Genomic DNA, 13,775 nt, shown 5'->3' on the forward strand with positions numbered 1-13,775 from the left:
CCTCTCCCTCGGTGAAGCGGTGCCGGCCGCACTGTCCGGCCCAGCTTGCAGTATGCCCGGACGCTGTTACCGCGACGTTACGCGTTCGCCTCGTCAGAACCGAACTTATCCGACGGACCGGAACCTTCCACGCGGGCGGCCGCCGGATCGAGCACCCGGGACAGGAACGCCCGGGTCCGCTCGTGCTCCGGATCGGAGATCACCCGCGCCGGCGGGCCCTCCTCGACGACCACGCCGCCGTCCATGAACACGACCCGGTCGGCGACCTCGCGCGCGAACGACATCTCGTGCGTGACGACCAGCATGGTCATCCCCGCCTCGGCGAGGCCGCGCATGACGCCGAGGACGTCGCCGACGAGCTCGGGGTCCAGCGCCGACGTCGGCTCGTCGAACAGCATCACCTCGGGGCCCATCGCCAGCGCGCGGGCGATCGCCACGCGCTGCTGCTGCCCGCCGGACAGCTTGCCCGGATAGGCGTCCACCTTGTCGGCGAGCCCGACCCGCTCCAGGTTCTCGCGGGCGATCCGCTCGGCCTCGGCCTTGCCCCGCTTCAGCACCTTGCGCTGCGCGATCGTCACGTTCCCGAGCGCGGTGAGGTGCGGGAACAGGTTGAACGACTGGAACACCATGCCGATCCGGCGGCGCACCGCGTCGATGTCGACGTCGCGGTCGGTGATCTCGGCGCCGACGACCCGGACGGTGCCCGCGGTCGGCTCCTCCAGCAGGTTCACGCAGCGCAGCAGCGTCGACTTGCCCGACCCGGACGGGCCGATGACGCACACCACCTCGCCGCGCTCGACGTGGAAGTCGATGCCGCGCAGCACCTCGTTGGAGCCGAACGACTTGCGCAGCCCGCTGATCTCGACGGCCCGGCCGGCGCCGGCCGCCCAGCCGGTGTCCTTGTCCATGATCGTCATCGCTGCTCCCTGCGCTGCCGCGCCTCCAGCCGCCTGGCCAGCAGGCTCAGCGGGATCGTGATGATCAGGTAGCAGATGCCCGCCACGATGATCGGCGTGGTGTTGCCCTGCTGGCCGGCGAGGTCCCGGCCGAACTTGGTGAGCTCGCGCTGCTCCAGCGTGATGCCGAGGAACAGCACCAGCGAGGAGTCCTTGCACAGCAGCACCAGCTCGTTGGTGAGCGGCGGGATGATGATCCGGAACGCCTGCGGCAGGATGATCGACCGCATCGCGCGGCCCTGCGACATGCCGAGCGAGCGCGCCGCCTCCAGCTGCCCCCTCGGGACGGCCTCGATGCCGGCCCGGATCGTCTCCGCCATGTACGCGGCGGCGGCCAGCCCGAGCGCCAGGCCCGCCTGCCCGACCGCGCCGCCCGGGATGTTCGTGCCGGGGAACGCCAGCGGCACGCCGACGCCGACGAAGATGAAGATCAGCAGCAGCGGCAGGCCGCGGAACGTCTCGATGTAGGCCGTGGCGAACCAGCGGTACGGCAGCACGGGCGACAGCCGCATCAGCGCGATGACGAGGCCCAGCACCAGCCCGATGCCGAACCCGACCGCGGTGTAGGTCGCGGTGTTGCGCAGCCCGACGGTGATGATCTCCGGGAAGAGCCCCTTGGCGACCTGCCAGTTGGCGAAGTTCGTGTGCAGCTGCTGCCAGTTCGCCACCGACGCGACCAGCACCACGATGACGATGAACAGGCCGTACTGGCCGCCCAGCGACAGCCGCCGGCGGGCCCGGCGGGACATCCCGCCGGGCGCCGCGACGGGCGTCACCTGGTCCGCGGTCACGACGGCTTACCGGCCGCGGCGGGCATCGGACCGATCCACTTCTCGTAGATCTTCTTGTAGGTGCCGTCCTGCTTCGCCTGCTGGATCGCCTGGTTGGTCAGCTCTACCAGCTTCTTGTTGTAGTTCTTGCGGATCCAGAACCCGTACTGCTCGCCGGTGTTGAGGTTCGCGACGATCTCGTACTTGGAGTTCGCCGGGTCCTTCAGCCAGCCCTTGACGACCGGGTCGTCCTGCACGATCACGTCCACCTGGCCGGTGCGCAGGCCGTCCAGCTCGGCGTTGGAGTTGTCGAACGAGGACGGGTCGTAGCCCTTGCCCTTGACGAAGTCCTCACCGGTCGTGCTCGCCTGCGAGCCGAGCTTCAGCTTCTTGGCCTTCACGTCCTCCAGGCTCGTGATGCCGCTGCCCTTCTTCGCCATGAGCGACTGCGTGGCGTCGAAGTACGGCTCGCTGACGTCCATGAACTTCACCCGGTCCGGCTTGATCGTCATGCCGCCCATGACGATGTCGCACTTGCCGGCGTTCAGCGCCGCACCCGTCTTCATCGTCTCGAACGGGGTGTCGACGACCTTCTGCGTCACGCCCAGCTTCTTGGCGACGAGGTCGATCATGTCGACGTCGAAGCCGACCACCTTGCCGCCCTGCTCCACCTGGAACGGGGGGTAGGGCAGATGGGTGCACGAGGTCAGCGCGCCCTTCTTGATCAGCTTCACGCCCTGCACGGTCGCGCCGTCGCTGCCGCCGCACGCCGAAGCGGTCAGCGCAAGGGCGGCGACACCCGCGCCCAGTGCCCAACGCATGGTCCGTCTGGACACGTTTCCTCCTGAGTCGAGCTCTTCGCGATCCCCGAACTATGCCATGCCGACCTGGGCGCACGGCATACCCCGCCCTGACCCGGCGCGCACGGTGTTGCCCGAGAATTGACGTTGCGATCATGGTCCCGCCGGACGTTGATCATTAGCGTGGGCCGTGTCGTGGACATCTCTCTTCTACTCTCGATGACCGACCGGGCGGCCGCGCTGGCCTCCCCGTCGGCCATGCACCCGGAGTCCTGGCAGCTGGGCGCGCAGGTGGAGGCCTGGGCGCGCGGCCGCGGCCTGGTGCTCGGAGATCCGGACACCTCGCCGCTCGGCCGCGCCCGCTGCGAGCGACTGGCCGCCCGCGTCTTCCCGGACGCGGAACTGGCCTCCGTCGACCTGTTCGCGCGCTGGCTCACCTGGGCGCTCGCACTGGACGACACCCTCGACCATCCGCCGCTCGCCGACAGCGGCAGCGCCGTGCACGCCCTCTACGACGACCTGCTGCGCGCGATGCGGCGCGGCCACGCCCGGCCCGGCGCCCGCCCGCTGGAGTCCGCGCTGGTCGAACTGTGGCAGGCCACGTCCAAGGGGATGAGCCGGGACTGGCGAAGGCGGTTCATCCTGCAACTGGAGGCGCACCGCGACGGCTGCGCCGAAGAGGCCGTGAACCGCCGCATCCGGCACGTCCCGACGCCGCCGGAGTACCCGGCGCTGCGCCGCCGGGCGTGCGGGCCCTTCCTCTACGACCTCGTCGAGCCCGTGCTCGGCGTCGAACTGCCCGCGCGGCTGCTGCGCACGCCCCGCTGGCTGACGGTCGCCGAGAGCGTCGCGGACGTCGTCGCCTGGTCCAACGACCTCGCCTCGCACGAGATGGAGAGCGCACGCGGCGACGTGCACGGCCTCCCGGCCGTCCTCGCCGCGGCACACCACCTCGCGCCCGAGCAGGCCGCCGAACTGGTCGCCGACCGCATCGCCGCACGGCTCGAACAGGCATGGAAGGCGGCCCGCCGGCTACCGGAGATGCTCGACCGGCTGCAGCTGACCGTCGCGCAACGCGCCGCCGCCGCGCAGGTCGTCAAAGTCCTGCTGGACACCCCGCGCGCCCACATGGACTGGCTCGCCGAATCCGGCCGCTACGAATCCGCCGCACCCGCCCAGCTCCGCCTGAACGCTCTTTCTGATTGCAGAATCCTTGGCGTCGGGCGCTAGGGCGCCCTCCTTCGGCGGATTCCGCGGCGATCGCTGCATCGCTCCGGCTCGGCCCTGGGGGCCTCGCTGCGCGATCAAGTTCTCGCAGGCTCGAACTTGGCTTCGCTCGCGATCGCAACGCGAAGGTCCGCGCGGGCCGGTCTTACGGACGATCGGCTGACGATCGTCCTACGGGCGGGGGTTGGTTTCCTGGGCGGCGGTGGCCAGGGTGTCGCCGGACGGGGTGCGGGCGTAGAGGACTCGGCGGCCCAGGCGGTGGCCGGTGACCAGGCCGCAGGCGCGCAGGACGCCGAGGTGCTGGCTGACCGCGCCGGGCGTCACGCCCATCCGGGCGGCCAGCTCCGTCGTGGACGCGGGCGTGGCGAGGGCGGTGAGCAGCTCGGCGCGGCGGCGCCCGATCAGCGCGGCGAGCGCGCCCGGGCCCGCGTCGCGGTCACGGCCGGTCTCCCAGAGCGTCCCGACGCCGTTCGGCGGATAGCTGAGCATGGGCTGATACGGCGGCGCCATCACCGAGACGTTCGGCCACACGAACGCGCTCGGCACCAGGAGCAGCCCGCGGCCCAGCAGCTCGCCGCGGAACTCCCACCACCGGTCGATCACCAGGGTCCCCGAGCGCCACGAGACGTCGTCGTGCAGGTCGCCGAACACGCCGGCGGTGCCGTGCGCCGCGAGCGCCCGGGCGCGGCGCAGGATGTCCCCTTCAAGGAGGTCGCGCAGGCGCGGCCAGTACGGTTCCACGGCGGCGGACCAGTACCGCTCCAGCAGGCCGGCGAGGGTCTCCAGGGTCCGTTCGGGCTCGGCCGCCATCGCCAGGCGCTCGGGCCCGGCCCGGCCGCCGCGCTCGGTCCACAGCAGCTCGGCGGCGACGACCTCCGGCGGCGTGCTCCGGACGATCTCCAGCTCGGCGTCCAGGTCGGGCAGCGGCGTGCCGGGCGGCGGCGTGAGGAAGTCGGGGATGTACCCCCACGAGGGGACGGCCGCCATCAGCGGCGCCATGTCGATGCCGCGCAGCCGCGGCCGGACGCCGTGCACCCACGGCAGGTGCAGGGCGTGCCCGGACGGGTCGGCGAGGACCCGCAGGCTGCGGACCAGCTCCAGCAGCGGCGAGAACGCGAACCGGACGCGGGCGGCGTCGTCCGGCGCGAACACGAACTCGATCACTGCGCGACCTCGGTCATTTAGCCCACACTAAATCAATGCCGATGTCCGTCGCGTTCCCGGACCATCGGGCAAGTGACCACATTGGACGACACTCCTGTCGGTCCCCCGGCGGGCCGGATCGCGACGTTCCTGCGGCCGCGGGTCGGCGGCCTGCCCCGGACGTTCTGGGTGCTGTGGGCGGGCACTCTGCTCAACCGGCTCGGCACGATGGTCGAGCCGTTCCTCGGCCTGTACCTGACCACGGCGCGGGGCCTGTCGCTCGGGCAGGCGGGCGCCGTGATGGCCGTGCTGGGCGCGGGCTCGTTCGCCGGGCAGATCGCGGGCGGCGCGCTCGCCGACCGGATCGGCCGGCGCGCGACGCTGACCATCGCGACCGTCGGGACGGGCGCGGCGATGCTCGCGCTCGGCTACGCGCACGGGATCGCGATGATCACGGTCGCGGCGCTCGTCCTCGGGCTGCTGCTGGACATGTACCGGCCCGCGTCGCAGGCGATGGTCGCCGACATCATCTCGCCCGCGGAGCGGCCGCGGGCGTTCGGGCTGCTGTTCTGGGCGATCAACCTCGGCTGGGCGTTCTCGATGGTGCTCGGCGGCACCCTGGCCCGCGAGGGCTTCCAGCTGCTGTTCTGGATCGACGCGCTGACCTGCGCGGCGTTCGGGGTGCTGGTGTGGCGCGCCGTCCCGGAGACCCGGGTGCGCGGCGCCGGCCCGGAGGACGGGCCGGGCGGGTTCGTCCAGGTGCTGCGCGACCGCGTCATGGTCGGCTACGCGGCGGTGTTGCTGTGCTACACGTTCGTGCTGATGCAGGGCATGACCACGATGCCGCTCGCGATGAAGGAGGCGGGGCTCGGGCCGCAGGACTACGGCCTCGCGATCGCCGCCAACGGCGTGCTGATCATCATCGTGCAGCCGCTGGTCAACGCGTGGCTGAGCCGGCGCGACCACAGCCTGGTGCTGGTGGCCGGGTTCGTGCTGGTGGGCGCCGGCTACGGGCTGACCGCGCTGGTGTCCTCGCTGCCCGGCTTCACCGCGACGATCCTGGTCTGGACGCTCGGCGAGATCATCGCCGCGTCCGTGCTGCAGGCCGTCGTCGCGGACCTCGCGCCGTCGCACCTGCGGGGCCGCTACAGCGGCCTGTACGGGATGGCGTGGTCGGGCGGGTTCCTGCTGGCGCCGCTCGGGGGCACGCAGCTGCTCGGCGCCGGCGGGCCGGCGCTGCTCTGGCTGAGCTGCACCGGCCTGGCGTTCGGCGCCGCCGCCGGGCAGCTCGTGCTCGCCCCGGCCGTCCGGCGGCGCCGCGCCGCCGTGATCGAGGACTCCTTTTCGTCATAGTGACGAAACCGCCGCGGCGGAACTAGGCTTGGCCCCGTGGCACAGCTGAGGATCGCGCTCGCGCAGGTGAACCCGACCGTCGGCGACCTCGACGGCAACGCCGACCTGATCGTGGAGTGGGCCGCCCGCGCCGCCGCCGCGGGCGCGCACCTGGCCGCCTTCCCGGAGATGATGCTGACCGGCTACCCCGTCGAGGACCTCGCCCTGCGCGGCTCCTTCGTCGAGGCGTCCCGGCTCGCCCTCGAACGCCTCGCCGCGCGGCTCGCCGGCGAGGGCCTCGGCGACCTGCCCGTCGTCACCGGCCATCTCAACCGGCCGCCCGTCGGGCTCGTCCGCGCCGGGCAGCCGTCCGGCCTGCCGCTGAACGCCGCCGCCTGGCTGCACCGCGGCGAGGTCCTCGTCCGGTCCGCCAAGCACCACCTGCCCAACTACGGCGTTTTCGACGAGTACCGGGTCTTCGTGCGCGGCGACCGGCTCCCCGTCGTCCGCGTCCACGGCGTCGACGTCGCCACCGCGATCTGCGAGGACCTCTGGCAGGACGGCGGCCCCGTCAGCGTCGCCGGCGAGGCCGGCGCCGGGCTGCTGCTCGTCCTCAACGCCTCCCCCTACGAGCGCGACAAGGACGACGTCCGCCTCGACCTGTGCGCCGCGCGCGCCCGCGAGGCCGGCTGCGCGCTCGCCTACGTCAACATGGTCGGCGGCCAGGACGAGCTGGTCTTCGACGGCGACTCGATCATCGTCGGCGCGGACGGCTCCCTGCTCGCCCGCGCGCCCCAGTTCGTCGAGCACCTGCTCGTCGCCGACCTCGCGCTGCCCGCCGCCGGCCCCGCCGAGCCCGGCCGCACCCCGGTCGACGCCCACGACGGCACCACCATCACCGTCGACCGGGTCGAGCTGTCCGCCCGCCCGGTGCCCGCCTACCCCGTCGCACCGCAGACCGTCGCCGGCCCGCTGGACGACCTGGCCGAGATCTACGCCGCGCTCGTCCTCGGCACCCGCGACTACGTCCGCAAGAACGGCTTCCGCTCCGTCATCCTCGGGCTGTCCGGCGGCATCGACTCCGCGCTCGTCGCCACCATCGCCTCCGACGCCCTCGGCCCCGAGAACGTGCACGCCGTCCTGCTGCCGAGCCGCTACTCCTCCGAGGGCTCGGTCACCGACGCCGAGGAGCTCGTCAAACGCCAGGGGATCAACGCCCGGATCGTCCCGATCGCCGGCATGGTCGACGCGTTCGAGGACGAACTGGACCTGCACGGCCTCGCCGCCGAGAACCTGCAGGCCCGCATCCGCGCGAACGTCTGGATGGGCCTGTCCAACGAGCACGGCCACCTCGTCCTCACCGGCGGCAACAAGAGCGAGCTGGCCACCGGCTACTCCACCCTCTACGGCGACTCCGCGGGCGGGTTCGCCCCCATCAAGGACGTCTTCAAGTCCACCGTGTGGGACCTCGCCCGCTGGCGCGACACCCAGGCCGGCGTCGACCTGCCGTTCCTGCACCCGTTCGCGCAGGAGCCGATCCCGCAGGCGATCATCGGCAAGGAGCCGTCCGCCGAGCTGCGCCCCGGGCAGCGCGACATCGACAGCCTCCCCGACTACGCCGTCCTCGACCCGCTCCTCGCCGACTACGTCGAGCGCGACCTCGGCCGCGACGCCCTCGTCGCCGCCGGCCACGACCCCGCCCTGGCCGACCGCGTCATCCGCCTCGTCGACCTCGCCGAGTACAAGCGCCGCCAGTACCCGCCCGGCCCCAAGATCACCCCGAAGAACTTCGGCCGCGACCGCCGCCTCCCCATCACCACCCGCTGGCGCGAGGGCGGCTGACCGCCGGCCCCGGAGCGCGCGCCGGGCGCGCTCGCCGGCGCGTCCTCAGCACACCCGCACGTTGTGCGTCGGCATGACGAAGACGAACGCGTCCGGCGCTGAGCCGGCCCCCGGTCACTCGCGGTGGTGGCTCTCGCCGGGCCAGGCCGAGTCCAGGTCGACCGGGTCGGGGTCGATGCCGGGGACGATCTGCTCGCACCAGACGACCTTGCCCGCGGCGGTGCGGCGGGTGCCCCAGCGGTGCGCGAGCTGGCTGACCACGAGGAGGCCGCGGCCGTTCTCGTCGTCGTCCTCGGCGCGGCGCAGCCGCGGCAGCGCGGCGGACCGGTCCAGCACCTCGCAGACGAGGGTGCGCTCGAACAGCAGCCGCAGCTCGATCGGGCCGGGCGCGTAGCGCAGCGCGTTGGTGATGAGCTCGGACGCGAGGAGCTCGGTGGTGTAGTCCAGCTCGTCCAGGCCCCATTCCTCCAGGCGGGTGCGGACGAGGCCGCGGGCGCGGCGGACGGCGGCGGGGTCGGCGGGCAGCGTCCAGGAGACGAACCGGTCCTCGGGGATGCGGCGCAGCCGGGCGATGAGGACGGCGATGTCGTCGCGGTGCTGGTCGGCGTAGACGCCGGCGAGGGTGGCCTTGGCGAGGTCCTCCATCGGGCGGTCGACGGCGCCGGGGCCGAAGATGCCCTTGAGGCGGGCGAGGCCGTCGTCGATGTCGCGGCCGCGGTTCTCGACGAGGCCGTCGGTGTAGATGACGAACAGGCTGCCGTCCTCGACGGTGAACTCGCGGCTCTCGATCGCGGCGCCGCCGGCGACGCCGAGCGGCGGCGCGGGCGGGACGGTCAGGTACTCGTTGTCGCCGGTGGGGGCGGCCAGCAGCGGCGGCAGGTGCCCGGCGGAGGCGATCTCGATGGTGCCGGTGGTGGCGTCGTAGACCGCGTACACGCAGGTGGCGAAGTGCGGCTCCTGCTCGCCGAGCTCGATCATCAGCTCGTGCATGACGTGCAGCGCGTCGGCGGGCGGCAGTTCCAGGTTGGCGAGGGTGTGCAGCGCGGTGCGCAGCCGGCCCATGGTGACGGCGGCGCGGACGCCGTGCCCGGCGACGTCGCCGACGATGAGCGCGACGCGGGCGCCGGGCAGCGCGATCGACTCGTACCAGTCGCCGCCGACCTCGACGAGCTTGCTGCCGGGCAGGTAGCGGTGCCGGACCTCGACCGAGGACGGCGCGGACAGCCGCAGCGGCAGCAGGCTGCGCTGCAGCGCGAGCGCGGTGGAGCGCTCGCGGCTGAACTGCCGGGCGTTGTCGATGACGATGGCGGCGCGGGCGGCGAACTCCATGCCGATCTCGACGTCGTAGGCGTCGAACTTGCGGAAGCCGGGGATGCGGGTGCAGGCGATGAAGCCGAGCAGGGTGTCGCGGGCGATCATCGGCAGCAGCACCATGGACACGCCGCTGAGCAGGTCGCCGGCGGGGTTGCGGCGCCACTTGGCGCCGATGTCGCCGGCGGCGGCGGCGTCGATGTGCGGCAGGTGGACGGGCTGGGCGGTCTCCATCACCTGGCGGTAGGGGGTGCCCTCGGGGAACACCAGGACCTCGCCGACGGGGAAGGTGGCGCCCCAGGCGGGGTTGCCGTCGTCGGAGGTGACGGCGATGCGGCGCAGCACGGCCGAGCCGGACTCGCTGTGCACCTCGTCGGCGGCGACGAGGCTCTCCAGCACCAGCACGGACGCGGCGTTGCAGTAGTGCGGGACGACGACGTCGACGAGGCCGCGGGCGGACTGGTCGAGGTCGAGGGACGCGCCGAACCGGGTGAGCTGGTCGTCCATCAGGGCGCGGCGCATGAGCGCCGGGTCCTGGTAGCGCTCGCTGGGCGGCAGCGGGACCCGGACGTACAGCAGCCCGGCGGGGCCGGTGCCGGCGTCGCCGCCGAGCATCGGCTGGGCGGTGACGACGGCGTCCGGGGACGGTCCGCCGTCGCCGCGCGGGACGGCGAGCACGGCGGTGCGCTCCTGCCCGGCGGCCAGGGCCTCCAGCAGGGTCTCCAGCTCGGCCTTGGCCTCGTCGGCGACGAGGTCGGCGGCCGGGCGGCCGATCAGCTCCTGCGGGGCGCGGCCGATGACGGCCGCGCTGTTGGGTCCGCACTGGACGACCCGCCGGGCCCCGTCCACGCCCAGGACCAGGGTCCGGGACGCCGAATCGGTGGCGGGCGCATCGCCTCGCGGCGCCATGACGGATCTCACCTGACGCGCTCCAGACAGCCGGTCGTCTTAGCACTACCCAGCGACAGTATGGGGCATGACACGTGATCGGCGGGAGAAGATCACGGTTACCGCGACGAAAACCGTGCGGTATGCGGGTTCCCGGGCGATATCTCCCGAGGACAAGGGCCTCCGCGGCCCCGCCCCGCCCCGCCGGATCCGGTCAGGACGGGGCGCCGATCCCGGTCAGGAGGAGGTCCACGACGGTCTCCGCGTAGCCCTCCGGGAGGGTCTCCTGCGGGGTCTTGGTGGACAGCGACCCGGTCAGCATCGAGATGCCGGCCTCGATGTCGAGGTCGGCGCGCAGCTCCCCGGTCTCGACGCCGCGCTGCAGCACCTCGCGGATGACGGCGCGGCGCGGCTCGATGACGTCCTGCTTGTAGCGGGCGTACAGCTCGGGGTGCTTCTCCGCGCCGCCCACCACGTTCCAGAAGCAGCGGGAGTAGCGCTTCTTGCGCTCGGCGGCGAAGGTCCGCGCGATCTCCAGGAGGTCCTCGCGGACGGACGCGCCGGACGGCCGGGGCAGCTCGCCCTTGGCCGCGCCGAGCGCGCCCACGATCAGCGCCTCCTTGCTGGGCCAGCGCCGGTAGATCGTCGTCTTGCCGACGCCGGCCCGGGCCGCCACCGCCTCGATGGAGACGGCGGCGACCCCGGACTCCGCGGCGAGCAGGTCGAGGGTGGCCTCGATGATGGCCTTCTCGGCCCGCTCGCTGCGCGGGCGTCCCGGTGCGCGGTTGGTCGTCGTGTCGTTCATCGCATGCTCACGTTCTCACACGCGGGCCTTCTCCGGTTCCGCCGGTTGCGGAGCCGCCTGGTCCGCCGCCGCGGCGGGAACGGCTGCGGCGCGTCCGGGCATCCACTTCAGCACGACCATGGCGCCGAGGAAGGACACGACGGCCGCGGCGATCGACGCGGTGTGCATGGCGTGCACGAACGCGGTGTCGGCGGGGCCGATGAGGCCGTGCCCGGCGGCGCCCATCCGGGCGGCGACGGCGTGCGCGCCCTCGATGGACTCGCCGGCGGCCTCGCGGGCGCCGGCGGGCAGCGCGGCGAGCCGGTCGTGCAGGTCGCCGCGGTAGACCGACGCGACGACGGAGCCGAGGACGGCGACGCCCATCGCGACGGCGACCTGGCGGGCGACGTTGTTGACGGCCGATCCGGCGCCGGCCTTCTCGCGCGGCAGCGCGGACATGACCGACTCGGTGGCGGGCGGCATCACGTTGGCCATGCCGGCGCCCTGCACGAAGAACACGGCGCCGAGCACCCACAGCGGGGTGGTGGTGCCGACGAACTGGTAGCCGACGAGCGCGACGGTGACCGCCAGCAGCCCGGACGTGCAGACGGCCTTGGCGCCGAACCGGCGGACCAGCGACGCGCTGCGCGGGGAGAAGATCAGCTGGGCGGCGGCGAACGGCAGCACCATCAGGCCGGACTGCAGCGGGCTCAGCCCGCGCACCGACTGCATGTAGAAGTTGGCGAAGAAGAACACGCCGGTCGCGGCGAAGAAGCACAGCGCGATGGACGCGACGGCGGCCGACATGCGCGCGTCCTTGAACAGCCGGACGTCGAAGGCGGGCGAGGCGGTGCGGGCCTCGTGCCAGACGAACAGGGCGAGGACGGCGAGGCCGGCGAGGATCGGGCCGAGGGTGCTCAGGGTCAGCCATTCGCCCTTGTCGCCGCCCTGGATGATGCCGTACGACACCACGACGAGGCCGACGACCGACAGCACGACGCCGAGCGGGTCGAGGCGGCCGGGGTTCGGGTTGCGCGACTCGGGCACGAGGAACGCCATCAGCGTGACGCCGGCGACGATGACCGGCACGTTGATCAGGAAGACCGAGCCCCACCAGAAGTGGGCGAGCAGCAGGCCGCCGGTGAGGGGGCCGATGGCGACGCCGAGGCCGACGGCGCCGGCCCAGATGCCGATGGCGCGGGCGCGCTCGTGCGGCTCGAACACGTTGGTGATGATCGACAGCGTCTGCGGCATGACCGCGGCGCCGCCGAGGCCCATCAGGGCGCGGGCGTAGATGAGCTGCTCGGGCGACTGGGCGTACGCCGACACCAGCGAGGCGAGGGCGAACACGGCCATGCCGCCCATCAGCACGCGCTTGCGGCCGAGGCGGTCGCCGAGGACGCCGAAGGTGAACAGCAGCCCGGCGAAGACCAGCGTGTAGGAGTTGATCGCCCATTCGAGCTGGCTCTGGGTGGCGCCGAGGCCCTTGTCGGGGTCGGCGATGGTCTTGAGCGCGACGTTGAGGATGGTGTTGTCGAGCACCACCACCAGCAGGCTCACGGTCAGCACGCCGAGGATGTACCACCGGCGCCGCTGGACGGTCTGGGAGTCCACAGCGCTCCTTGGATCGTGGACGGGGGGAATGCGATACGGGTACGTGTCGTTTCGTAGGGAGCGTACGCCGCCCTGCTTCGATACGCAACCGTAGCGTTTCGTAATTTGTTCCGGCCGGCGCCCGGCGGATCGGGGAATCCCGGGGGGTACCCGAATCGTTTTCGAAGTGGCACCATCGGATCCGTCTGGGTACGCCACCGTGGCGCCTCAAGACCGGAGGTTCTCCATGTCTTCTTCTGCAGCGCCGTCCTCCCCCGCAACGCCCCCCGCGCAGCCGGCCGCGCTCTACGGCGGCACCGGCGGGCGAAGGGTCACCGTCCGCGACATCGCGGCCGCCAAGGAGCGGCACGAGAAGTGGCCGATGCTCACCGCCTACGACGCCCTCACCGCGCGGATCTTCGACGAGGCCGGCATCCCCGTGCTGCTCGTCGGCGACTCCGCCGCGATGGTCGTGTACGGCTACGACTCGACCATCCCCGTCACGGTCGACGACCTCATCCCGCTCGCCGCCGCGGTCGTGCGCGGCTCCAAGCGCGCGATGGTCGTCGCCGACCTGCCGTTCGGCTCCTACCAGACCGGCGTCCCCGAGGCGCTCGCCGCCGCCACCCGGTTCCTCAAGGAGACCGGCGCGCACGCGATCAAGGTCGAGGGCGGCCGCCGGATCCTGCCGCAGGTCGAGGCGATGGTCTCCGCCGGCATCCCCGTGATGGGCCACCTCGGCCTCACCCCGCAGTCCGTCAACGTCTTCGGCGGCTACCGGGTGCAGGGCCGCGGCCAGGCCGGCGAGGAGCTGATGGCCGACGCCAAGGCCCTGGAGGCGTCGGGCGCGTTCTCCGTCGTGCTCGAATGCGTCCCCGAGGACCTCGCCGCCCGCGTCACCGCGTCGCTGTCCATCCCCACCATCGGCATCGGCGGCGGCAACCAGACCGACGCGCAGGTGCTGGTCTGGCAGGACATGGCCGGCCTCACCCCGCACACCGCGAAGTTCGTCAAGAAGTTCGCCGACATCGGCACCGTGCTCGGCGACGCCGCGCGCACCTACGCCGAAGAGGTCGTCACCGGCGTCTACCCCGCCCCCGAGCACTCCTACCACTGAGTTCGGGGGACG

At 72.7% G+C, this 13,775-nt stretch carries 11 protein-coding genes; 4 read left to right on the forward strand and 7 right to left on the reverse strand.

Annotation, left to right across the window (positions count from 1 at the left end):
• Positions 1 to 77: 77 nt before the first annotated feature.
• Genes J4709_RS18280 through J4709_RS18290 form a run of 3 tightly spaced genes read right to left on the reverse strand, consistent with a single transcriptional unit; the run spans position 78 to position 2,562 of the window.
• Positions 78 to 908: an amino acid ABC transporter ATP-binding protein gene (locus tag J4709_RS18280; protein ID WP_208242745.1), complete on the reverse strand. Its 831-nt coding sequence runs from the start codon at positions 906 to 908 to the stop codon at positions 78 to 80.
• Positions 909 to 913: 5 nt separating this feature from the next.
• The gene (locus J4709_RS18285; RefSeq protein WP_307801336.1) at positions 914 to 1,747 is read right to left on the reverse strand and encodes an amino acid ABC transporter permease; all 834 of its coding nucleotides are present in this window, start codon (positions 1,745 to 1,747) and stop codon (positions 914 to 916) included.
• Entirely contained in the window at positions 1,744 to 2,562 is an 819-nt protein-coding gene (locus J4709_RS18290; RefSeq protein WP_307801337.1) for a transporter substrate-binding domain-containing protein, read from the reverse strand. The genes J4709_RS18285 and J4709_RS18290 overlap by 4 nt, the downstream gene beginning before the upstream one ends.
• 183 nt (positions 2,563 to 2,745) lie before the next feature.
• Here J4709_RS18290 and J4709_RS18295 point away from each other — a divergent pair, with 183 nt between their 5' ends.
• Positions 2,746 to 3,756 (forward strand): terpene synthase family protein, encoded by a 1,011-nt coding sequence (locus tag J4709_RS18295; protein WP_232383703.1) that lies wholly within the window; start codon positions 2,746 to 2,748, stop codon positions 3,754 to 3,756.
• Between the two features lie 168 nt (positions 3,757 to 3,924).
• Here J4709_RS18295 and J4709_RS55620 read toward each other — a convergent pair whose 3' ends face one another.
• The gene (locus J4709_RS55620; RefSeq protein ID WP_208242304.1) at positions 3,925 to 4,917 is read right to left on the reverse strand and encodes an ArsR/SmtB family transcription factor; all 993 of its coding nucleotides are present in this window, start codon (positions 4,915 to 4,917) and stop codon (positions 3,925 to 3,927) included.
• Positions 4,918 to 4,989: 72 nt separating this feature from the next.
• On the opposite strand from J4709_RS55620, the gene J4709_RS18305 reads away from it, so the two are divergent.
• Together J4709_RS18305 and J4709_RS18310 are read left to right on the forward strand one after the other, a co-directional pair.
• Positions 4,990 to 6,249, forward strand: coding sequence for an MDR family MFS transporter (locus J4709_RS18305; RefSeq protein ID WP_307801339.1), 1,260 nt, complete (start codon positions 4,990 to 4,992; stop codon positions 6,247 to 6,249).
• 36 nt (positions 6,250 to 6,285) lie between these two features.
• Positions 6,286 to 8,070 carry an NAD+ synthase gene (locus tag J4709_RS18310; protein WP_208242306.1) on the forward strand — a complete coding sequence of 595 codons (1,785 nt, stop codon included), beginning with the start codon at positions 6,286 to 6,288 and terminating at the stop codon, positions 8,068 to 8,070.
• Positions 8,071 to 8,184: 114 nt separating this feature from the next.
• Here J4709_RS18310 and J4709_RS18315 read toward each other — a convergent pair whose 3' ends face one another.
• From J4709_RS18315 to J4709_RS18325, 3 genes are all read right to left on the reverse strand, one after another.
• Entirely contained in the window at positions 8,185 to 10,290 is a 2,106-nt protein-coding gene (locus tag J4709_RS18315) for a SpoIIE family protein phosphatase (protein ID WP_208242309.1), read from the reverse strand.
• Positions 10,291 to 10,483: 193 nt separating this feature from the next.
• Positions 10,484 to 11,074 (reverse strand): TetR/AcrR family transcriptional regulator, encoded by a 591-nt coding sequence (locus J4709_RS18320; RefSeq protein ID WP_208242311.1) that lies wholly within the window; start codon positions 11,072 to 11,074, stop codon positions 10,484 to 10,486.
• 15 nt (positions 11,075 to 11,089) lie between these two features.
• A complete protein-coding gene (locus J4709_RS18325) occupies positions 11,090 to 12,667 on the reverse strand; it encodes an MFS transporter (RefSeq protein WP_307801340.1) in 1,578 nt (525 codons plus the stop codon).
• Positions 12,668 to 12,893: 226 nt separating this feature from the next.
• Here J4709_RS18325 and panB point away from each other — a divergent pair, with 226 nt between their 5' ends.
• A complete protein-coding gene (gene panB, locus J4709_RS18330; protein ID WP_208242313.1) occupies positions 12,894 to 13,763 on the forward strand; it encodes a 3-methyl-2-oxobutanoate hydroxymethyltransferase in 870 nt (289 codons plus the stop codon).
• Positions 13,764 to 13,775: the final 12 nt, after the last annotated feature.

Source organism: Actinomadura violacea, assembly GCF_017573465.1.
GTDB classification, from domain to species: domain Bacteria; phylum Actinomycetota; class Actinomycetes; order Streptosporangiales; family Streptosporangiaceae; genus Spirillospora; species Spirillospora violacea.